The following is a 19876-nucleotide window of genomic DNA, read 5'->3' as shown; positions in this document are numbered from 1 at the left end:
AGGGGAAAAGAAAATGATAGATATTAGATTCTTAAGAGAAAATCCTGATGTTGTTAAAGAAAATATTAAAAAGAAATTTCAGGATGAAAAACTCCCGCTGGTTGATGAAGTTATTGAACTTGATAACGAGAGAAGAAAAAATCAACAGGAAGCAGATGACCTTCGTGCTCACAAAAATAAGATATCAAAAGAAATTGGTGCACTAATGGCACAGGGTAAGAAGGAAGAAGCTGAAGAGAGAAAAGCTGAAGTAGCAGCTAATGCAAAAAGACTTGCTGAGTTAGAGGAAAACCAGAAAGTAGTTGATGAAAAAGTGATGAAAATCATGATGGTTATTCCTCAGATTATCGATGATAGTGTTCCGATTGGAAAAGATGATTCTGAAAATGTTGAAATCGAAAAATTCGGTGATCCTTTTGTTCCTGAATTTGAGATTCCTTATCACACAGATATAATGGAAAGATTTAACGGAATCGATTTTGATGCAGCAAGAAGAGTTGCAGGAAATGGTTTTTATTATCTTATGGGTGATATTGCAAGACTTCACTCAGCTGTTATTTCATATGCCAGAGATTTCATGATTGACAGAGGATTTACATACTGTGTTCCTCCTTTCATGATTCATGGTAATGTTGTTGAAGGTGTTATGAGCTTTCCTGAGATGGAAGCAATGATGTATAAGATTGAAGGTGAGGATCTTTATCTTATCGGTACCAGTGAGCATTCCATGATCGGTAAGTTCAAGGATCAGCAGATTCAGGAGGAAGAGCTTCCCCAGACTCTTACCAGCTATTCACCTTGCTTCCGTAAAGAAAAAGGTGCACATGGTATAGAAGAGCGTGGCGTTTATAGAATACACCAGTTCGAAAAACAGGAAATGATAGTAGTATGTAAACCTGAAGAATCCAAGATGTGGTACGATAAGCTTTGGCAGAATACAGTTGACTTATTCAGATCACTTGATATTCCTGTTCGTACTTTGGAATGCTGTTCCGGAGATCTTGCGGATCTTAAATGTAAATCATGTGATGTTGAAGCATGGTCACCCAGACAGAAAAAATATTTCGAAGTAGGAAGCTGCTCAAATCTTGGAGATGCACAGGCAAGAAGACTTAAGATCAGAATAAAGGGTAAGGACGGAAACTATCTTGCTCATACTCTTAATAACACAGTAGTTGCTCCTCCACGTATGCTTATTGCATTCCTTGAGAACAATCTTAACGAAGACGGATCAGTTAATATTCCAGTTGCTCTTAGACCATACATGGGTAACAAGGAAAAGATGATTCCGGTAAAATAATTTTTTAGATATAAAATGCAAAAAATGAAAATAAAGAAAGGAGGTGAAATCCATGCATAATTATTTAAGAGCTATTGGTTTTGAAAATTTCAGAAGCAGAGAAGATATACAAGAACTTATTGCCATGACTGTCCAACAGGCTGATTCAAGATCTTATGTAACTAAAGATGGAGAAAAGCTTATCGGAGAATTCTGCAAGGATTTCACCGATAGTATAGGAATTTGTGTTTGCGGTGAATTTAATGAAAATGACAAATTCCTATATGATTATTATTATCCTTATATCAGAGGTACTAATGTAACAACTGAGGAGGATATTACAGTTTCAAGACATTCATCAAAGGAATCATATGCCGGTGTATGTGATGATCTTCGTGTAGGGGTGACAATCATTTTTTATCTGCAGAACATGATTCCTTATATAAAGATTCAAAATGAAAACAGATTTCCAATAAAGGGAACATCACTTACATTATCAGCTCTTTCACTTAAAGGGACTGTAGTGATGCCAATTGCCAAGTCAGATAGTGATAAGAACTTTGCAAGAAAGCGAACCCGCGAGAGAGAAAAGCTGATGCATAAGGCCAGAAAAGGTGACGAATCAGCAATGGAATCTTTATCAATAGATGATATGGATACTTACAGTGCTATTTCCAAGCAGATTAAAACCACAGATATATACACAATTGTGGATAACTACTTTATGCCATTTGGTGTTGAATGTGATCAATACTCTGTTATGGGAGAAATTATGGAATGTCATGAGGAGACTAATAGCTTAACCGGACAGACATTGGTAATCATGACAATTAATTGCAATGAACTGATATTCGATGTCTGCATTAATAGAAAGGATCTTCTTGGAGAACCTGTTCCCGGAAGAAGATTTAAAGGAAATATTTGGATGCAGGGATATGTTAACTACCCGGAAAATTGATTATTATATTGAATTTGCACTTTTCCTATGATAAGATATTTTGGTGTTGAATAACAGTTGTTCTCGTAGCTCAGCTGGATAGAGCGTCCGCCTCCTAAGCGGGTGTGAATGGGCTACAAACCGCATGGTTAACGCTTTTTTAATAATTTCATATGGGTGACAGTGGGTGACAGATTTTATATCACATCCATTATCATAAATAAGTCCACGTAGCTCAGCTGGATAGAGCGCTAGCCTCCTAAGCCAGAGGTCGGAGGTTCGAATCCTCTCGTGGACGCTAAAAGAAGCCATTATTAAGGCTTCTTTTTATTTTAGACGAGACTTTATCTCATCAAGTCTGCGCTTATCAGTAAGCGAGTAGTGGGATTCATTTGTCTGAACTTCATGACCAAGAATGAGTGCTCTGTCATCAGCACTAAAGCCAAGTCTGATCAGCCTGGAATTGAATGCCATCCGGAAAGCATGGTTGTTGGTTGGTACACATCCAAGTCTCAAACAGCGTTTCCGGAGATTGTGTGAATAACTATCCTTGGTTACCATGGCATCACTATTAGGGTCATGAAACAGATAAACAGATTTTCCCGGAATATTATGTGCCGCTTTGATTACAGCTTTTGCCTTGTCTGTAAGGGGAATATATCTTCCGTCATGTGGGTGAGTACGCTCGTCCTTAGTGTAGCTAACTTCATATATCCGATTTTTCCCTGTTTCTGGGTCAGATTCACGAAGCTGCTGACGATGGATATGTATGTAATCATCGTTAATGTCATCAACATGAATTGCCGGAAGTTCTCCTGCTCTGCAGCCAGTCTCCATTGCAAGAAGTGCCATTAAAGCACGGGGATTTGACTGCTGACTTTGAGTATCTTCAGAAATCCTTCTTAGCTCATTCTCAGAAAAAGCTTTTTCTTCATCTGTTTTTTTGCTAGTATCACAGTATCTAAGATAATCGCTTATAGGAATATATGACATGGGATTTTCAGTACACGCCTTCTTACGTCGACCATACTCAAAAACCTGGTCTAGCAACTGTAGAGTCTTTTTGAAACGTGAAACTTTTGGATGCTTCAAAACAAAATCGTTAACAATCCAATAACGAACATCATCTTCAGTGATGTCCTGAATTGCTGAGGTCTGAAGCTCTGTAGATACATTAGAGAAAAATGAGCGGTCATCATCGATAGTGTTCTGGCTCCGCATCATGACAGTTTTCTTATATGAGCACAGCTGTTCAAAAACACTTATAAGAGTTTTTGAGGCATTATCTATCTTAGTGTAGTAATCATAAAGTTTATCATATAGTTCAAACTCGTCCTTCCCAAGAAACTCCTTTCTTTTACCTTCGACATAGACATAAGTTTTCCACATGCCTTTTTTTCTGCCTTTTGCATGGGGCATGGGAGCAATACTTTGGCTATGTCTTGAGAGAACATAATTCTTTTTTGCAACAGTTAACATATCTTGTACCATTGCGGGTTCCATTGTTCCACTACTTAATAATAGCGTGATTTCTGAAATTGTAAAAGACTGAGTTGATCTATCCATAGTAACCATGCCCTTTGTAATATATCAATTACTGCAAATAAAAAGCGGGCGAACACTTACAACAGCAGTTTAGCTGAGTTGTAAGCATTCACCCGTCGCGCTCCTATCTGAGATCGCTTTTTTTCGTCCATAAACTATAAAATGTAGCTTTGCGTCTGGACTATCCGCTTTTTATCTGTGGTTACGGCATCCCACATTCTACTGTCCGGTGCACCCATCAATGCAGGAAGTAAGTAGAAGAATCTTCCTGCTGTCTTGGCCTCTCCGTGAATGAAATATGTAATTTACTTTACATTCATGATACCGGATAAGAAAAAGATCGTCAACAGAAAAACTCAGTATTTATGCGGCTTTCAGCCATATATGGTTAAGAAAAATCATAAAGAATTATAATCAATTTTAATCAGTGACTAATTCTATCTGCTTATCAGAAAAAAGGTAAGATGTTGTTAGATAAAATTCTAGAGAAGAGTTTTTAACAACTCTTTTTTTCCATAATTTACACTTGATACCATACTCGCCTTCACGGATTCTATATTTGACACCTTTTTTTGAACCTATCAAATTCCATCCTTGAAGTGTATGTAAAGGAATGTCTTCGTTATTATCTAACATCTCTACAACTTGCATATCAGTATATAGCCCATGATCAATTGCAGCTTTTGCAATAATCTGCCTATTTGTCATGACCAATCACCTTGCTTTCTTCATAAATATCTTTTTTTTGACAACTTATTTATTGTTTTCTCAGATATATTCAAATATATTGTTTTTAAAATATGGCTGTAGAAATATCCTTTAAAAAAGTCATACCAAAAATCCATGAAATCTCCTTTCTGGCCGTTTAGCCGATACCTCAGCTAGTCTTTTTGTGTTCTACAGAGTCCTTTTTCTGCAGAGTAGGTATATATGTTGTCTGAAAGTCTGTCTATTGGATTAACGATTGTGCGGTTTACCTCTTTTACCATGAATTCCAGATCTCTTTTATCGCTCGTTAAATCAGCTGGAATTATCAGGACTTCATGCACACTTGACATCAGGATATGGAACTCTCCAAATCTTTCAACAATTGACTGCATCATCTTTGAATCCAGTAGCGCTGCTGCACCAAATTTCTGCTGTCGGTTACTGAGTACATAAAATGCATTATCTATGGGAAACATGTCATCTACATCATCAGCATTCATCATTCTTTTAAGGACTTCTCCAATAGAAATTAACGTGCTAGGAGCTTTCTCAGGGATATTTGAAACTGCCTGTTTATTAAGTTCTTCTTCCGTGATCCCCCACATATCCAGTATTCTGTTAGACACCGGAATGCTCATTTCATCGTTAATCTCTATTGCATATATCACTGCAAGATCATCAACAAACCGGTGTGGTCTGTCTTCCAAAAGTTCTGTATTCATCTCTCCGCTTACAAGTCTTGGCAATACCTTATCCTTGCAGCTGTCAAAATCTGATATGTAGGAGACATCGTAATCTTCCTTTACATCAAATCTTTCTCTCACATCTGCAATCTCTTCAAGGACCTTATCCATGCTCTTTCCGTTCTCATAGTCCTTATAAAAATCATCTAGATAGATCGTAGGTGCCATGTTTACATCCTTTCTCTTGATTGTCAGTCCGCAGAGCTTTCTATCATTGTTCTTTACCACATCATTTAGTTTTATCTCGGAATCCTCATATCCCTTCGGCAGGAAATCCATAATGTTCCTTACAACCTCATTCTTGAAATCCGTAAAATCCGCAACACTCACTGTCATCATATTGTTAATCTCCTTTTTCTTATAATCATCATCTTTTTCTTTTTTATCTGTTGCCCCACAGGGCTTCTGATGTAAAAACGCACATAGGCTCATTCTCCTTTCAAGGTGCATTGATACGACTGCTTTGCCACACGTCCAGCCGGGAGGGACAGGTTCTGCAAGGGCTGCATGCAGCTCCGTATACCCTTGCCGGTTCTGTCCTAGACGGCTAGTGTGAAGCCAAAGCTGTCGTATGCACTTTGTAAGGAGATTCCTTATATGCTTCATCAGAAGTACTGTGGGGCATATAAGAATCCATCCCACCACAATCAACTTCATGATCATTATTTTTGGATTACTCTTCTCTCTTATCCATCAGCTCGGGGAAAGAGTCTGAGAAAACCGGGGAAGGATGACCGGATGTTTTTTACGGTCTGCTCTGGGTGTCGGGGGTTTTCTCAGTTTCGTTTGCGCAAAAAAACAGACTCCCGAAGGAGCCTGTCGTGGTTGGAGCTTATCGCTGAAGGAAGTTCTCCGATAAGGATATGATGCAGTTACCTGATGCAAGCTTCTCAATCATTTCGCCAAATGATTTCTCGTCCTTGCACTTCTTCTGTGAAGTTACCACACGATAGAGATACTTCATTGCAGGCATTCCGCCGTCCTCATGTGCTCTGGGAAAAACAAACTTGCATGTATCTGATTCCATGTCCTCAAAAAGGTTGTCATTTACAAGGATTGTTTCTAGGTTGTTACCTTCAATCTCCACCTCTGTGTCGCTTATCTTTACGCTCGTTACTTCAATAATCATGGTTATAATCCTCCTTAAAACTGTGTTCGCAGACCATTCTGCTTGTCGTATCAGCCTACGAAGGGCAACCGTATTGACAAGGATGCCGCTCCGCCGGCACAACGCTTGTCCTTGCAATATGGGAAGTCCGAAGTATGATGCAGAAAGCTGAATGTGCGCACACTGATTAAGTGAGGATTTCCGTGATTATTGGATAGAGCATATAGCGGCTCAGAGAAGGAGATTGAAGCAACCTTAACAATACTAATGACAACCGCGGACATGGAAGCCGTGTCCTGCTGTTATGTTTTCCGGGCGCATGGGCGGAAATCCGGCATGAAATATCTCTGTGGTAATTTCAAAGAAGAGCAGAGAAATCATATGTGAAATGATGCTTGCAGCAGGTAACTGTATAATATTCAGGAGAACCCTGCGATAAGCCCGAACCACATCAGGCACAGGGAGTCTTTTGGCGCAAATGCTTTCAAGATTTCTCCGCAGGAGAAATATCAGTTTCTATAAAGAAGTGATATGTCTACAATGAGAGTAGAAGAAAAGCCTTAAAGAGTAGAGAAAATACATTTTATCAATGGCTTTTCTCCTAGCGCCCTTATCGTGTGTGTATTTTAGTTTTAGGTTCTGGAGGTACAGAGCATCTTGATCCATATAGAGGAAACTCAAAAATGTGTGAGCAAAGGCATCAGCCATGATCTCGTCATAATCCATGATAGGATCTTTTGTAGATGTACTCTTTGACATTCCTTTATAGTCCGCAGCATAATGCCATAGCTCATGTATTGCGTTAAATAGCATAATAGAGAGATCTTGATTTATTGAAACCTCGATAGTTTTAGTCTTTTGATTAAAAAAGCCACCTTCAAATGAAGGAAGATTATCCTTAAATTCAACTATATCTCTGGAAAAAGGCACATGAAGAACTTTTGATCCCAGTTCCATATTGTCCAAAATAATGTCGAAATTTTTATCTGTATTCATGTCAGTTCTCCTTTACGAATTTATTCTTAAAGTACTTTAGCTGGTGGTTAGGTCTTTTTGTTTTATCTAATAAGAAGCCTCTGTTTACCATAAGATTACGAATCATATCAGGACTCACAATAAAACTTCTATCTACAGTATTAGATGCTTCACCGGTGGATTGTAGCTCACTTGTACGTGCGGTATCAGTAACATGAAGCTCTGTACCGAATATTGATGCCGCAGATTCAGCAGCTTCAGCAGAGTTCTGTCTGAAAATTACATAGCGATCAGCTGTATCAATTATACGTTCAAACCAGCCATCCCCAAGGCCGATGATGTCTGAGCAGCTTTGCGTAGCAAGACTGCATATGCAATCAGCACTTCGTGCGCGGGCATAGATTGATTGCAGTGTTTTCGTAGCAGATGTGTAGCCGGAAAATTCGTCCCAGTAACTGTAAATTTTATCGTTCATGTCAATAGAGCCTGTCAACCTGCCTGCTATAAGGTTGCGGAGGTCGTATGCTACCAGTTGTACAAGTTTTGAAGCGAGCTCCGGCATCGACATCTCATCTGCAAGAACAAGAACTATATCCCTTTGAGAGTAAGCAGTCCGTAAATTTATACGTTCTCCTTCTCCGGTAAATATTTTTTTACCCTGGCCATCCATAAACATTTTTAACTTTTCAACATTTGCCCTAACATCAGACCAGCTATCATCAACAAATCTTTTTAACTCTTTTTTTTCTGATGAATCAAAATCCATTTGATCAAGTACAGCGTTAAGATCTGCTGGATCAAGGAGCTTTAGAAGATTAAAAAGTGTCACATCGATATCATGGCTTTGCATGAACTCAATTATCTTAAGAATGTATCTCTCGGTTATGACTTTATAGTGTTCGCTTCCGGCTGAAGCTTGTACAGAAGGATTATCAAGTAGAGACATGACCATATCCTTCATGGCATCAGTAGATTCTATTCCTTCGAGAAAATCATAGACATAGTCAGATAATTCGTTATTGGAGGTTCCATTTATTACGACCAGCCTTTTATCAAGCTTTTTTGCTATTATCATACACGAGTAGAATAGAGAGTACTTTTCTGTGCTACCTTTACCGTCAACAATGACAACAAAAGAACTTGGATTTTTACTTAGAATTTCCTCAATGGATTTTCCGATATAGGCGCTTTTCCCAGATCCAGAAACGCCAAAGATGACCTGGCTTCGCTTGGGAATATAATCTATACGCTGTAGAGTCATTTTTGACTTTTCTCGTTGGCGTTCTCCATTGATCATCATGCGCTCGGGAGTTAGAGTAGCTAGATACAAAGAAACCGACTCAAGTACAAGTGCAACCCCTAGGGTCCTAAAATCGCTGAGGATATATGATATTGTATCAATCTTCTTAAACTCCCACCCAAGAAAAGGAAAGGCTGTTGCTATGATTTCTCTAGTCTTAACTAAAGGAATGACTGGCGAATTTATACGAACTCCTATGTAAAAAATTATTGCACTGGAACTTGCTATGATAAGATATCCCCAGTATCTCCGATGAAATATGGTATGGTTAGCTATGACAGCAGAAATAATAAAAATAACGGAAATGGGACATATTATTAAAGCTATAAGTGTTAATAAGTATAAACCTATCATGGTTTGTCACCTCCTTTCAAAAAAGGATTTGACATTGAAAGGTCTGTTCTGAACAGGTTCAGATGGATTTCTTTGAGTAGCTACATTAGGTGTGATATTATCAGGAGCAGATTTTATGATTTGATTCTTTGACGCCATTTCCACAGAGTTATCTCTACTCTCAAAAGTAACTTGGTTTTGAAAAGTCGGACGAAGAGGAAGTTTATTCAGAGGAATAGGATCTAGCAGGGTTCCCAAGCAGGATTTACGAGGGATGCCGGTCTTTTGAGATATAATAGAGGGAATTCTGTCTTTATAAGCATCAATATCTTTCCGAATCTGACGTATGTCATAAACGGCCATTAAGTTTTTCCCAAGTTCTTTTTGCTGATCATAAAGAATTTTACCAACATAAGGATCATCATATATCCAGTATTGAAAATGAAATCTCCGCATATTTTCTCTAATATTTGACTTAAGTATTGCGTTACTTGATTTAGCAGTACGTTCATATTCAATAGCTGCAAAAGAATCCTTTCTAATGATATATCCATCAGGTATATGGATATCTTTATCATCAGAGACATAAATAGGCTGCCCATCTTTCCGGTGTCCTGTTATGTGCATTCCTTTAACAGCTGCTATATCGCGCTCAGTTACAATGCTTCCAAATGGTATCCAGCTATGTTCAGTGCCATCTTGAAAACGTCTCCACATAGATAGCCATACGTAAACATCTGCTTCACCAAGATTGTGCTCGTATCTTCCAAGTTTTGGTTTTACTATATTTCTATATGGTAAACCCAACTCAGCTATACCTGCTTTAGTTATACAATTGACAGCTATACCGTTTGGAGTGGTTCTTGTAATTAAACCTGCAGTACAAAGTTTTTTTAGCCTTCCTTTTACGTACCCTAAGTTCTCACCTACTAAAACGCTAATATGGGTCTCAGTCAGAAACATCATCTTATATAGACACTTTAGAATTTCGATATCCAATTCAGTAACAATTACATTTTTTATTTTTTCCATTTTGAGGTACTCCTTTAAATGATCGAGTAAAAAGTATATTGATCTTGTTCCGGTTCGCCAGGCCCGCAGGCGCTAGTAACCATTCCAGTACTCGTTCTGGAATAGTTATGCATGTTGCAGTGTAGTCGCGGGTCCTTGAGCCACGACTACACTGCAACAGAGCGGGCTGCGGGCGTTTTTGGCGTTCCGGTGTGGAACTAGTGCTGGAACACATAAAATTGAATTACAATATCCAAGAAATTATCTGCTTTAAAAGTAGATATATAAGTGATGAGATGTTCCTTTATAATCGATTTATGTAGGCGATAGTAACATGCTTCATGAAGGAACATCAGGGTTATATATATGATTCCAGCCACTGTTCTAAAATGTGATCCAGCACATGTCCTATAAGTACACCTTAACCTGTTTTGAGGCACAAAACAATGGCCTAAAGCCGCATAAATACTGGACTTCTCATTTATGAGACATTAACTTTTTATAAACTCAAATATTGCTAAATGATATAAATTGAGGTAAGAGAATAATAGATAGATTGCAAGATTGACACCCTACATTGTAGGGTGTATAATTAAAGCATGAAAAACTATGAAGACGATTTAATAAGAACATTTATAGAAGTACCGCTTTTTTCAAAAAGATGGGAAGAGATTGGACTTGGAGATGATGAGCTTTTAGCTTTGCAGATCATGTTATTAAAGGATCCGCAATCTGGACCGGTTATGGAAGGAACTGGTGGTATCAGAAAAGTGAGATTTCCATTGGAGAACAGGGGAAAAAGTGGTAGTGTTCGCGTTTGTTATACTGATTTTGAGGAATATGAAGTTATTTATCTTATCACAGCTTTCACCAAGGACGAGCAGGTAAACCTAACAAAACAAGAAAAGAACATCTTGAAAAAACTGGTGAAGTCTTTAAAGGAAGAAGCTGGAAAGAATAGGAGGTGACAGTTATGAGTGCGCTTTTTGATGATTTATGTGAAGGCTTGCAACAGGCTATTGATTTCGAAAAGGGAATTAGTAAGGCTAAGTCTACGACATTTATGATATCACCTGTCACAAAGTATACTAATGAAGAGATAAAGAATATTCGAAATAAAGCTGGCATGACACAGACTGTTTTTGCAAGTTATATGGGTGTATCAAAAAAGACTGTTGAAGCATGGGAACTGGGGAGAACTCATCCTACGGGTCCTGCATACCGCCTTCTTAATATCTTGGATCAGGGAAAAGAGCAGGATCTTTCTTTTGTTTCATTTAAAACAAATTGAATAACTGATTATTATAAGGGCGCTCCGTATAAGTGGAGTGCCTATTTTTGCCTAAGACAATCGTAACAGATAACGTGACATATAGAACAATGGAGCGAAGATAAAATAATATCACAGCCAAAATTACATCTAATCTCCATTATTGGTATAAAAAGCGGGGCATTTATAGAAATGATAGAATTTCACAGAAAATAATTCTATAGAGATAAATCGCATGGTTACGCGGTTTAGAAGGGATTATAGAAATTATAGAATTTATTTATATATGATAGAGGATTGAATATTATATATTGGAGATTGATTGATGTGAAATTATTAAAATTAAATTTCTATATTTTCTATAAATGTTTAATTTCCAGACGGTTACTGGTTTTTAGATATAGAAAAAATAAATATGAATTTCTAGGAGTTCAACAATTGACAAAAAATTAACAATATAGTAATATTATATTGGTGAAATCATATAAGAGAAGAAGTACAGATGCATATATAGCTGATGTGCTCCTTTTTGTGTGCGATTCTATAAAAATTAAAAAAATAATATACAAAGATTCGCCGAAATAGCCGAAATTAAATAAGCAAATTGCACGAATAGCCATATATGGCGCATTTGTGCTACGTGACTAATTCGCGGTGAAATAAAAAATAAGAATTAGTGCAATATATATAATATGCACAAATAACCATATATGGCTGAAAGAATAATTGTGCATATTGACAATAAAAATGAAAGTTGTTATAGTCTTGTCAACAGCAGGAAATGGAAGCTTCCGCTTTATTTGAAAGGAAATAGCAATATGATTTTACCAAGTCTTAACTCTGAATCTGAAGCAAATATTAATCTAGGAACGGATGATGATATTACTCAGATTAATAACTCCCCAATTTTTCTTTACGTTAATAATCAAATTGATTTATCTCCATTAGGTGATGATGAATCAAGCATTCAACGCGCGGTGGATTCTTTTTTTGCATCATTGCCTAATCCGCCCAATCAATATAAAGTTGAACAGCTAAGAGATGGCCTGAAGCGCCATATATATAATCAAACAATCAATGAAATAATAACTTATGTTCATGTTGCGACAAGTGGATGGGATCAGAAATATGCCCAAGAGATAGAGAAGATAGTCAATCGTGTGAACAAAATACTTACCTCAAAATTCCGCATAAAGCCGCTGCCTAATCAGGCTATCGCGAAAATAATTTTGCAGTATTATCACGTACGAATTGTTTCATTTACTGGAAAAAGAGATGATAGATGTATGTTGATGGTATATCAGGATAACGGTCCTGATGAAGGAATATATGTTGACATAGATTTAAGCCTAAGAGGAATGGTTGAACAAATTAAGTATACATGTACAGATCATGATGTAGATGAAGTAAAGAGCATTTTATATGCAAATGCAACTTTGATAATGCCATGTGAAGATGAAAATATTGTTGCAGTTAACAATGGAATACTTAATTACCAAACAAAAAAGTTAAGTAACTTTGATCCAGAGATTTGTTTCACCCAAAAATGCAGGGTTAACTATATAGAAGCAGGTTTTTCGCAATCGCCTGAAATAGTTATGCCTGATGGAGTAGTGTGGAATTTTGATGAATGGATTAACTCTTTATCTGATGATCCTGAGATTGTAGATTTATTATTGAAAACGATTGGGGCAATAATTCGACCGAATCTGAGAATTGACAAGATGATTATGTTTTATTCTCAAGTTGGTTGCAATGGTAAGGGTACATTATGTGAATTGATGAAGCAGTTATGTGGAGTGGGAACATATGTAAGTATCCCTATTAGCGATTTCAATGATACCTTCGGGCTTGAGCCACTAATTGGAGCCACAGCAGTCATTACCGACGAAAACGACACGAATTGCTACTCGCAGAAAATGGGAAAGCTTAAAGCTTTGATAACTCATGATGAAGTAGGCATAAACAGAAAAAACAAATCAATAATTAACTACAAGTATCGAGGTCTAATTGTTGAATGTGTGAACAGCTTGCCTAGAACAGGAGATCAAACAGATTCTCTATATCGTAGAATGCTGTTTGTTCCTTTCGAGAAGACATTTAGAGGATCAGACAGACCCTATATCAAGTCAGATTATCTGCACAGACCGGAAGTATTGGAATACGTACTTTGGAAGGTCATGAACATACCCGATTATTATGTGCTTCCTGAGCCGGATGCATGTAAGGTTCTCCTTGCTGAGTATAAGGAGTTTAATGACCCTGTACTGCAGTTCGTAGAGGAGATATTCCCCGAGCTCGTGTGGAACAAGGTTCCTCAGACATTTATCTATGAGCTGTACTTAAAGTGGTGTCAGAAGAATAATCCTTCGGGAAAACTCATCGGTAAGCACGGTGTCATTGATAAAGTTAAGCATTACATAGCTCAGAACTATGGTGATGAGTGGGTATTTAATGAAGGATGTGTTGCCATCAATAAAGACGACAATAAAGAACCCGAGCTCATGATAGTCGAATATGAGCTCTACTCATGGGCAAATCCGTATTATCGGGGGTGTGACCAGAGTAAGATTTGCATGTCGAATTTCAAAGCTTCATATAAAAATGTATTCATAAAGAAGTAAGTAAATTATAAAATAGTAGCTGACCTAGCGGCTTGACGGGGGAAAGAGGTATTTTAATGGATATAAAGGATTTGGAACAGGAAGGATATGAAGTAGTTGAAACATTCAGTTATCCGTTTTGTAGTTATCTGAGAGAGTATATTCCGTATGAGTTTGGCTATGAAGTTCGTGCTGAGGAAGCGAAGACAAGAGAATTCTTAGAAGAACATGGGTATGAGGTCTCAGAGGATTTTAGCTGGAGTGAGGTTGCTGGTGATATGTGGTGGGATGTAGCATATGCAAGGATGGATAACTTCACGAATGATATAGATGTACTCGAAAATGAAGAAGGAAAAAGAATCTGGCATACACAAGGATGGCTTTATGCAGCGGATGATAACTCAGAAGGGTTGGCTTATGATCTTTATTTTGATCATAAGCCGGATGAGCGTGAAATACTGGATAAGATATGTGCTTTACATGATATAGATATGGACTACGGAAAAATAATTTTGGAAAGGTGTAGCAGGTCACCAGATGTAAGGAAAATTGAGGATAATAAATACAGTAATCCATACTTATGATTAGGAAAAATAGGAAAACAATGCTGTGGTGTAAAAGGTCCTGGAGCTGGTGGTACTGCAAAGCTTGAAGTTGACCACATCATACCTTTCAGCCAGGGTGGTTCTGATGATGATTCAAATCTTAGGGTTCTCTGCGAAGAGTGTAACGGTGAAAGAAGCGACAGATATGTTGACTGAAAGATGATTCATAATATTCTATATAGAACAAAAATACCTCGAAGAGTGTATCTTAGCTCTCCGGGGTGTTTTTGTTTCAGATTGTGGCTTAAAATGCTTGATTATAAGAGTCGTTCAGTAAAGAAAAAAGACAAGGAAACGCTTGTCGTTTCCTTGTCTTTAGTAAGAATTATTTTTTTTTCTTCGAAGACTTCTTGGATTTGCCTTTGATCGGCTCATTTGTTGAGTTCGTATCCCAACTGTCTCTGATTGGAACGCCCCACTTGGTCTTGGCTTCCTTTTTAGCTTTGCCTTTAACTGAAATATTCTTGATGAATTTCTTGGCATAAGATCCTTTTTCATAAGTCTTTACTGTAATCTGCTTTTTGTCTTTCTTAAAAGCGTTCTTGTCGACTTTGATTTCAGCATAAGCTCCGTAAAGCTGGAACTCTTTCAGTTTTTACATCCGGAAAAAGCACCTTTTCTTATGCGTTTCTTGGTCTTTGAAGTGATGGGACAGCTTCTTTTAAAGACATCATCTTTTTCATAAGCTTTGAGTGCATTGGATCCCCATGCAACGACTTTAAGGTTCTTGCAGTTTTTGAAACAGTCAGCAGGAATTTCCTTTACAGAATCGGGAATATATGCATAACGTATATCGCTTCTGTTTTTGAAAGCTCCGGGTGTTTTTTGGGTATTTCAGAATCCAGTATTCATCATTATATATAATTCCATCTTTGGATCCGGCAGCTCCGCAATATGTACCATCTCGATCGCTTTTGGGAGCGCCGTTAAAATCAATGATATCTATCATAAACGTACCCTCCTAATTATCTTCCGGATATGAAAGATATCTCTCAGCGAGTGCATCCCATTGCTTTTTGGTTATGTGACCTTGTCTATATGCTTCCTTGCATAAATTATCTATAAGAAAATCAGCATATTCATCATATCCCCAGTTATTCTGCTTGCTTAACTCTTCACAGATTTCTACTGTAGGAATAATATCTTTTGGAATTTCAAAATCTATTGCTATCTTTTCGTTGATAAAACCCATATTACCTCCTGAAATGCTGAAACATTAACATTTATACATATTATATCATAGTTAGCGCATCACATTTAAAGCCGTAAAAGCTCGTGGTATACGGTATTTATTGGTTTTGGGTGCGTCGTTCGCTAAAAAAAATAAGACACCACGCATTTTCCGGATATGATTCCTTTGCGTGGTGTCTTGTGTATCAGTTAAAAATACGATTATTCCGGCTGATTGTCGAAGTAGGTTTCGACATAGCGTACTTCAAAATTGGTGGGGTCATTTAAAGTATCAATTTCGTTCCACACTTTGCTGATTGAACCATCATCATTGTATAGTATACAGTGATTATATTGCATAATTGTTGAATTTGATATTATTCTGTATTGTGTATCCCAAAGTGTTGTAGGATTACCTTCAGTAGCCATGATTTCGTTGCCGTTCACCTCTGTAACAAAGACGATATGTAAAGCTTGCCATGCTTGATAAACAATAGCATCTCCTACCTTTAGTTTGGAAAGGTCATAATTATAAACTCTTCTCATGCCTTCAAGATTTCCGAAAACATGATTCTGTACGAGTTCCACCCATCCCTGGCAGGTAGCAGGCTGACATCCTGGTATATTTACTAGTGGCGTTCTTTCTGGGTAACGCTGTCTCAGTTCTGCAAGACTTGCTTGTATCTCTGCTTCTGATGGTGTCCAGTATTTCTTGCCATGGTTTTCTTCGTGACCACAGACTGTGCATTTGAGCACCTTATCCACGGGATTTCCTTTTGTGGGGGTACCTTTTGTTTCTTCTTCATATTTGTGGCTCTTGCAGAGGACACATACCTTGCATTTATAGGTCTTTCCGTTAACCTTTGCTTTTATGGTGGCTTGTCCGGCTTTCTTTGCCTTTACCTTGCCGTTCTGGTCAACGGTTGCCACCTTTTTGTTTGATGATGACCATTTCACAGAAGCACCTTTTATGCCTGACATCTTGATCTTTTTGGTTTTTCCGGGTTTGATTTCGATCTTTTTCTTGCTGATCTTTGCCTTGGCAGATGCTGTCATGGTGAACTGCGGGATAGTAACTGCGCAGGTTCCGGTGAGCATCAGTGCAAGGGCGAGGCACATTAGGATTTTTTTGATATTCAGTTTCTTATTGTTCATTGTTGTTCCCTCCATAATGAAACTAACTATTTGGGCTCTTCTCTAAGAATAACCGACATTCATAACATTTTCCCAATCCCTCTATACAAAACTAATTCAAACTTTCTTGATTTGGCTTCAGGGGCAGAGCCGGGGCGCGTTTAGCGCCAGGAGATGCGTCCTTGGACGCATCAGAAAAATATCATATAAAGAAGTTGTTCTTCGCACCTGGAGCGGAGCACAGGTGTGGATCTTTTCTAGTATACATAGTTGTTCGTGTAAAAATTGAGAATGTTACCATGCAAAGTGCAAAGGAAAGGCTAAAAGCTTGTTACTGATTTGTGCTTTGACCTTTTAATATTCATAGAAAATATCCCTCCATAAGATAATCACAAAATGATTAAATTATGTATATACATATACATAAAATGATTTCTACATTTTGGATTATACTCAATATATTGAGTATAGTCAAGAGGTTAAGCATGCTAAACTTTTTCTGTCAGAAGAAAGGGTGGTGTGCTTGATATCTTATGACCCATTATTTGCGACCATGAAGCGCAAAGGGATAACAGAATACAACATGATATTCAAGCAAGGGATATCGGCAAATACTATTCATCGGCTCAAAAAAGGTCTGCCCTGTTCCACGGAGACACTAGACACTTTGTGTTTTATACTTGATTGCGAAGTCGAAGATATCATAAAGCACGATAAGACAAAATAAAGCTCCGGGAGGTATTTGAATACTATGTCTTCCGGTTGTTATGGAAAAATATAATCCCACTGAAGCTGATAAGAGAAAGAATTATATCTTTTATCATTTTCAGTGGGATAGTATTATATAATTATAGAAGATATAGGTTCACCCAAAAGTGGGTGACAAAGTGGGTGACACTCAAGATTGTGGAACGAGAACCCGCTTCCTTTCTACCTTTTTTTGTGAGCGTTTTCCTCCTAAGCGGAAGGTCGTGTGTTCGAATCACATCGGGAACGTTATATTTTTAAGGAGTCTGTAATACAGGCTTCTTTTGTTTTATCATAATTTTGACGGCTAATTTATGTATAGTTCAATTATAATTATTCTTTCTATTTGATAAAATTACATCTGTTGATATCATCATAGATGAAGAGGTTCCTGACTATTCAGTGTACTTCATGTCGGAGCTTGTAAGAATTCCTTTAAGACTTATTACTGATGAAAATATTAAGCAGATAAAATATGATGAAGTGGATTTTTCAGATCTTCCGTTGATAGTCATCTATGAAAATCACACTTTTTCAGTACCTTATCAGCAGGAATATTTTCAGTTTTTAAAACATGAAAAAAGAAATTCTCATTACGCTTTTGTTTTTGCAAGAAATGAAGAGTACGGATTTTTTTGGAATAACTTTTTGAAAAACTTTCAGCGATAAAATGATTAACTTTTTATTTGCTGGTGCTTAAAATTTTTAAAAATACAGGTATAGTAAATTTTGACTACAAATTTTTTTAGAATAACTCAGGCTGCATTTTTATAGTTGACATGCCACACACTGCCTTATATCATTAATCGCAATAAAACCAAAAGAGGAAAACACATGAACCAGCGTTACATGTACAACTACATGGAGATGATGTATAGGCATATTTGCTTATAGCAGTAGCGAAGTCGCACAGCTGTAAGCCGATAGGTCTTATCTGTCTGTGTGGTTTTATAGGTTTAGATTTTTTTTAGGCACACCGGACAGATTTTTTCAGCTGACCGATGTGCTTTTTCTTATGGAATAATCAGGAGGGTGTGAAAATGAGTTATGATAAAAAATATTTGGAAAAGTTATTTCAGGAACAATACGCAAGTGGATTTGAAGAAAAAAGATTATTTTTCACAAAGGCTAATGAAACTGAATATATTGTAACCATGCACTATATTCATAAGTATCTTAGGAAAAATGCTAATATTATCGATGTTGGTGCAGGGGCAGGTGCTTATTCTGCTGCACTTGCTGATGAAGGGTATTTTGTAGATGCTTTGGATCTTCATCCAACACATATTGACAGAATGAATGAAGTTTTTAAGGATTCTGACAAGGTAAAAGTTGGTAAAGCAGATGCCCTGGATTTATCGGAATTTGAAGATGACTCTTATGATTTAGTACTTGAACTTGGTCCCGTTTACCATATTCATAATATTGAGGATAGGATAAAAGCTATAAGAGAAGCTGTGAGAGTTGCCAGGAAAGGTGCTCCGATTTTTGTTGCCTTCTGTCTTCAGGATGCCGGGCTTATAGAATATATATTTCAAAGTGAAAATCCTGCAGAAGAAATTAAAACAATAGGCTATGAAAGAGAAACAGGAATCGTCACTGAAAATACAGGATCATCCAGAGTTTTGGATACAATTTCCGATGTTGATGAAGTGATAAACAAAGCACTTCAAGAACTGCCCATTACCAGAGGTCCAAGATTTTCCCAGGATGGTTTGTCACAGATTATTAGAGATTCTGTAAACAACATGTCAGAAGACTCCTATAAAGAATGGATTAAGTATCTTATTGCAACTGCAGAAAGACCTGATCTTATAGGATATTCCAATCATATAGTTCAGATACTATTTAAAAATTGATGAATTCAACAATGGGGGAAAAGTATAATGAGTGTGAAACTTAGGAAAGCCGGAAAAGAAGATATGCATAATCTCTGGGAGATGCAGGTGGAGGGATTTAAAGAAATCTTGGAAAAATATCATGATTATGATATTAACCCGGCAGCAGAGAGCTATGAGAGAATTCTTCAGAAATATGAGTCTGATGGAACTACATATTATTTCATTGTAGCTGATAAAAATAATATAGGTGGCATTAGGATTATTGATAAAAAGGATGGTAGCAGGAAACGCATCTCTCCAATCTGGATTATGCCGGAATTTAGAAACAAAGGATATGCAAAACAGGCCATTATAGAAGCTGAACAGATTTATGGTATTGATAACTGGAAACTTGAAACTATCCTGCAGGAGGAAGGAAACATTCATCTATATGAAAAACTTGGATACAAAAGAACTGGAAGGATTGATAAGATAAGCGATATCATGGATATTATACATTTCGAAAAGAATTAGCTGACCCGTAATGTATGAAATGAAAAGTTTCATAAAAAATTTTTGAAAGGTGAA

At 37.3% G+C, this 19876-nt stretch carries 20 protein-coding genes, 1 tRNA gene and 1 pseudogene; 12 read left to right on the top strand and 10 right to left on the bottom strand.

Annotation, left to right across the window (positions count from 1 at the left end):
- The first annotated feature begins 13 nt into the window (after positions 1 to 13).
- The 3 genes from serS (at position 14) to G602_RS0105590 (ending at position 2514) form a co-directional block, all read left to right on the top strand.
- Positions 14 to 1300 (top strand): serine--tRNA ligase, encoded by a 1287-nt coding sequence (serS, locus tag G602_RS0105600; RefSeq protein ID WP_026658082.1) that lies wholly within the window; start codon positions 14 to 16, stop codon positions 1298 to 1300.
- 52 nt (positions 1301 to 1352) lie between these two features.
- Complete coding sequence (locus G602_RS0105595; protein WP_026658081.1) at positions 1353 to 2237, top strand: DUF3881 family protein; 885 nt, start codon at positions 1353 to 1355, stop codon at positions 2235 to 2237.
- Positions 2238 to 2440: 203 nt separating this feature from the next.
- Positions 2441 to 2514 (top strand) — tRNA-Arg (locus G602_RS0105590).
- A 29-nt stretch (positions 2515 to 2543) separates the two neighbouring features.
- Here G602_RS0105590 and G602_RS0105585 read toward each other — a convergent pair.
- The 7 genes from G602_RS0105585 to G602_RS25380 form a co-directional block, all read right to left on the bottom strand.
- Positions 2544 to 3782 (bottom strand): tyrosine-type recombinase/integrase, encoded by a 1239-nt coding sequence (locus tag G602_RS0105585; protein WP_196808597.1) that lies wholly within the window; start codon positions 3780 to 3782, stop codon positions 2544 to 2546.
- A gap of 399 nt (positions 3783 to 4181) precedes the next feature.
- The gene (locus G602_RS0105580; RefSeq protein WP_026658079.1) at positions 4182 to 4469 is read right to left on the bottom strand and encodes a hypothetical protein; all 288 of its coding nucleotides are present in this window, start codon (positions 4467 to 4469) and stop codon (positions 4182 to 4184) included.
- 173 nt (positions 4470 to 4642) lie between these two features.
- On the bottom strand, positions 4643 to 5875 hold the full coding sequence (locus G602_RS0105570; RefSeq protein WP_026658077.1) for a DUF5688 family protein: 1233 nt from the start codon (positions 5873 to 5875) through the stop codon (positions 4643 to 4645).
- 169 nt (positions 5876 to 6044) lie between these two features.
- Positions 6045 to 6341, bottom strand: a complete 297-nt coding sequence (locus G602_RS30875; protein ID WP_026658076.1) for a hypothetical protein — start codon at positions 6339 to 6341, stop codon at positions 6045 to 6047.
- A 495-nt stretch (positions 6342 to 6836) separates the two neighbouring features.
- Positions 6837 to 7316, bottom strand: coding sequence for a hypothetical protein (locus G602_RS0105555; RefSeq protein WP_026658075.1), 480 nt, complete (start codon positions 7314 to 7316; stop codon positions 6837 to 6839).
- A gap of 1 nt (position 7317) precedes the next feature.
- Positions 7318 to 8949: a TraM recognition domain-containing protein gene (locus G602_RS0105550; protein ID WP_026658074.1), complete on the bottom strand. Its 1632-nt coding sequence runs from the start codon at positions 8947 to 8949 to the stop codon at positions 7318 to 7320.
- 6 nt (positions 8950 to 8955) lie between these two features.
- Positions 8956 to 9960 (bottom strand): hypothetical protein, encoded by a 1005-nt coding sequence (locus G602_RS25380; RefSeq protein WP_044931182.1) that lies wholly within the window; start codon positions 9958 to 9960, stop codon positions 8956 to 8958.
- Positions 9961 to 10538: 578 nt separating this feature from the next.
- On the opposite strand from G602_RS25380, the gene G602_RS0105540 reads away from it, so the two are divergent.
- The 5 genes from G602_RS0105540 (at position 10539) to G602_RS32185 (ending at position 14573) form a co-directional block, all read left to right on the top strand.
- Positions 10539 to 10907 carry a type II toxin-antitoxin system RelE/ParE family toxin gene (locus G602_RS0105540; protein WP_026658073.1) on the top strand — a complete coding sequence of 123 codons (369 nt, stop codon included), beginning with the start codon at positions 10539 to 10541 and terminating at the stop codon, positions 10905 to 10907.
- Positions 10908 to 10912: 5 nt separating this feature from the next.
- The gene (locus G602_RS0105535) at positions 10913 to 11230 is read left to right on the top strand and encodes a helix-turn-helix domain-containing protein (RefSeq protein ID WP_026658071.1); all 318 of its coding nucleotides are present in this window, start codon (positions 10913 to 10915) and stop codon (positions 11228 to 11230) included.
- A gap of 797 nt (positions 11231 to 12027) precedes the next feature.
- A complete protein-coding gene (locus G602_RS25375; RefSeq protein ID WP_049945076.1) occupies positions 12028 to 13833 on the top strand; it encodes a DNA primase family protein in 1806 nt (601 codons plus the stop codon).
- Positions 13834 to 13889: 56 nt separating this feature from the next.
- A complete protein-coding gene (locus G602_RS0105525) occupies positions 13890 to 14396 on the top strand; it encodes a hypothetical protein (protein ID WP_026658070.1) in 507 nt (168 codons plus the stop codon).
- Positions 14397 to 14405: 9 nt separating this feature from the next.
- Entirely contained in the window at positions 14406 to 14573 is a 168-nt protein-coding gene (locus tag G602_RS32185; RefSeq protein WP_081675850.1) for an HNH endonuclease, read from the top strand.
- A 432-nt stretch (positions 14574 to 15005) separates the two neighbouring features.
- On the opposite strand, the pseudogene G602_RS32180 reads toward G602_RS32185, so the two are convergent.
- From G602_RS32180 to G602_RS28625, 3 genes and pseudogenes are all read right to left on the bottom strand, one after another.
- Positions 15006 to 15218 (bottom strand): annotated as a pseudogene (locus G602_RS32180) (leucine-rich repeat protein); the annotation flags it as partial.
- Between the two features lie 160 nt (positions 15219 to 15378).
- Positions 15379 to 15609 carry a hypothetical protein gene (locus tag G602_RS0105510; RefSeq protein WP_026658068.1) on the bottom strand — a complete coding sequence of 77 codons (231 nt, stop codon included), beginning with the start codon at positions 15607 to 15609 and terminating at the stop codon, positions 15379 to 15381.
- Positions 15610 to 15809: 200 nt separating this feature from the next.
- The gene (locus tag G602_RS28625; protein WP_049945075.1) at positions 15810 to 16742 is read right to left on the bottom strand and encodes an Ig-like domain-containing protein; all 933 of its coding nucleotides are present in this window, start codon (positions 16740 to 16742) and stop codon (positions 15810 to 15812) included.
- 532 nt (positions 16743 to 17274) lie between these two features.
- Here G602_RS28625 and G602_RS29680 point away from each other — a divergent pair.
- From G602_RS29680 to G602_RS0105480, 4 genes are all read left to right on the top strand, one after another.
- Positions 17275 to 17448 (top strand): helix-turn-helix domain-containing protein, encoded by a 174-nt coding sequence (locus G602_RS29680; RefSeq protein ID WP_305803861.1) that lies wholly within the window; start codon positions 17275 to 17277, stop codon positions 17446 to 17448.
- A gap of 422 nt (positions 17449 to 17870) precedes the next feature.
- On the top strand, positions 17871 to 18137 hold the full coding sequence (locus G602_RS0105490) for a hypothetical protein (RefSeq protein ID WP_155829700.1): 267 nt from the start codon (positions 17871 to 17873) through the stop codon (positions 18135 to 18137).
- Positions 18138 to 18508: 371 nt separating this feature from the next.
- Entirely contained in the window at positions 18509 to 19327 is an 819-nt protein-coding gene (locus G602_RS0105485; protein WP_026658065.1) for a class I SAM-dependent methyltransferase, read from the top strand.
- 27 nt (positions 19328 to 19354) lie between these two features.
- The gene (locus G602_RS0105480) at positions 19355 to 19822 is read left to right on the top strand and encodes a GNAT family N-acetyltransferase (protein ID WP_026658064.1); all 468 of its coding nucleotides are present in this window, start codon (positions 19355 to 19357) and stop codon (positions 19820 to 19822) included.
- Positions 19823 to 19876 lie beyond the last annotated feature (54 nt).

It is taken from the genome of Butyrivibrio sp. AC2005 (assembly GCF_000424145.1).
In the GTDB taxonomy this organism is placed as follows: Bacteria; Bacillota; Clostridia; order Lachnospirales; family Lachnospiraceae; genus Butyrivibrio.
Note: the sequence above shows the minus strand (reverse complement) of the source record. Positions and strands in the feature narration are given on the sequence as shown.

Coding starts and splice junctions, on each gene's coding strand:
- G602_RS0105580 (WP_026658079.1), bottom strand. CDS start 4,469: ATGACAAATAGGCAGATTATTGCAAAAGCTGCAATTGATCATGGGCTA.
- G602_RS0105570 (WP_026658077.1), bottom strand. CDS start 5,875: ATGATCATGAAGTTGATTGTGGTGGGATGGATTCTTATATGCCCCACA.
- serS (WP_026658082.1), top strand. CDS start 14: ATGATAGATATTAGATTCTTAAGAGAAAATCCTGATGTTGTTAAAGAA.
- G602_RS25375 (WP_049945076.1), top strand. CDS start 12,028: ATGATTTTACCAAGTCTTAACTCTGAATCTGAAGCAAATATTAATCTA.
- G602_RS28625 (WP_049945075.1), bottom strand. CDS start 16,742: ATGAACAATAAGAAACTGAATATCAAAAAAATCCTAATGTGCCTCGCC.
- G602_RS0105485 (WP_026658065.1), top strand. CDS start 18,509: ATGAGTTATGATAAAAAATATTTGGAAAAGTTATTTCAGGAACAATAC.
- G602_RS30875 (WP_026658076.1), bottom strand. CDS start 6,341: ATGATTATTGAAGTAACGAGCGTAAAGATAAGCGACACAGAGGTGGAG.
- G602_RS0105550 (WP_026658074.1), bottom strand. CDS start 8,949: ATGATAGGTTTATACTTATTAACACTTATAGCTTTAATAATATGTCCC.
- G602_RS0105535 (WP_026658071.1), top strand. CDS start 10,913: ATGAGTGCGCTTTTTGATGATTTATGTGAAGGCTTGCAACAGGCTATT.
- G602_RS0105525 (WP_026658070.1), top strand. CDS start 13,890: ATGGATATAAAGGATTTGGAACAGGAAGGATATGAAGTAGTTGAAACA.
- G602_RS0105480 (WP_026658064.1), top strand. CDS start 19,355: ATGAGTGTGAAACTTAGGAAAGCCGGAAAAGAAGATATGCATAATCTC.
- G602_RS0105595 (WP_026658081.1), top strand. CDS start 1,353: ATGCATAATTATTTAAGAGCTATTGGTTTTGAAAATTTCAGAAGCAGA.
- G602_RS25380 (WP_044931182.1), bottom strand. CDS start 9,960: ATGGAAAAAATAAAAAATGTAATTGTTACTGAATTGGATATCGAAATT.
- G602_RS0105555 (WP_026658075.1), bottom strand. CDS start 7,316: ATGAATACAGATAAAAATTTCGACATTATTTTGGACAATATGGAACTG.
- G602_RS0105510 (WP_026658068.1), bottom strand. CDS start 15,609: ATGGGTTTTATCAACGAAAAGATAGCAATAGATTTTGAAATTCCAAAA.
- G602_RS29680 (WP_305803861.1), top strand. CDS start 17,275: ATGAAGCGCAAAGGGATAACAGAATACAACATGATATTCAAGCAAGGG.
- G602_RS0105540 (WP_026658073.1), top strand. CDS start 10,539: ATGAAAAACTATGAAGACGATTTAATAAGAACATTTATAGAAGTACCG.
- G602_RS0105585 (WP_196808597.1), bottom strand. CDS start 3,782: ATGGATAGATCAACTCAGTCTTTTACAATTTCAGAAATCACGCTATTA.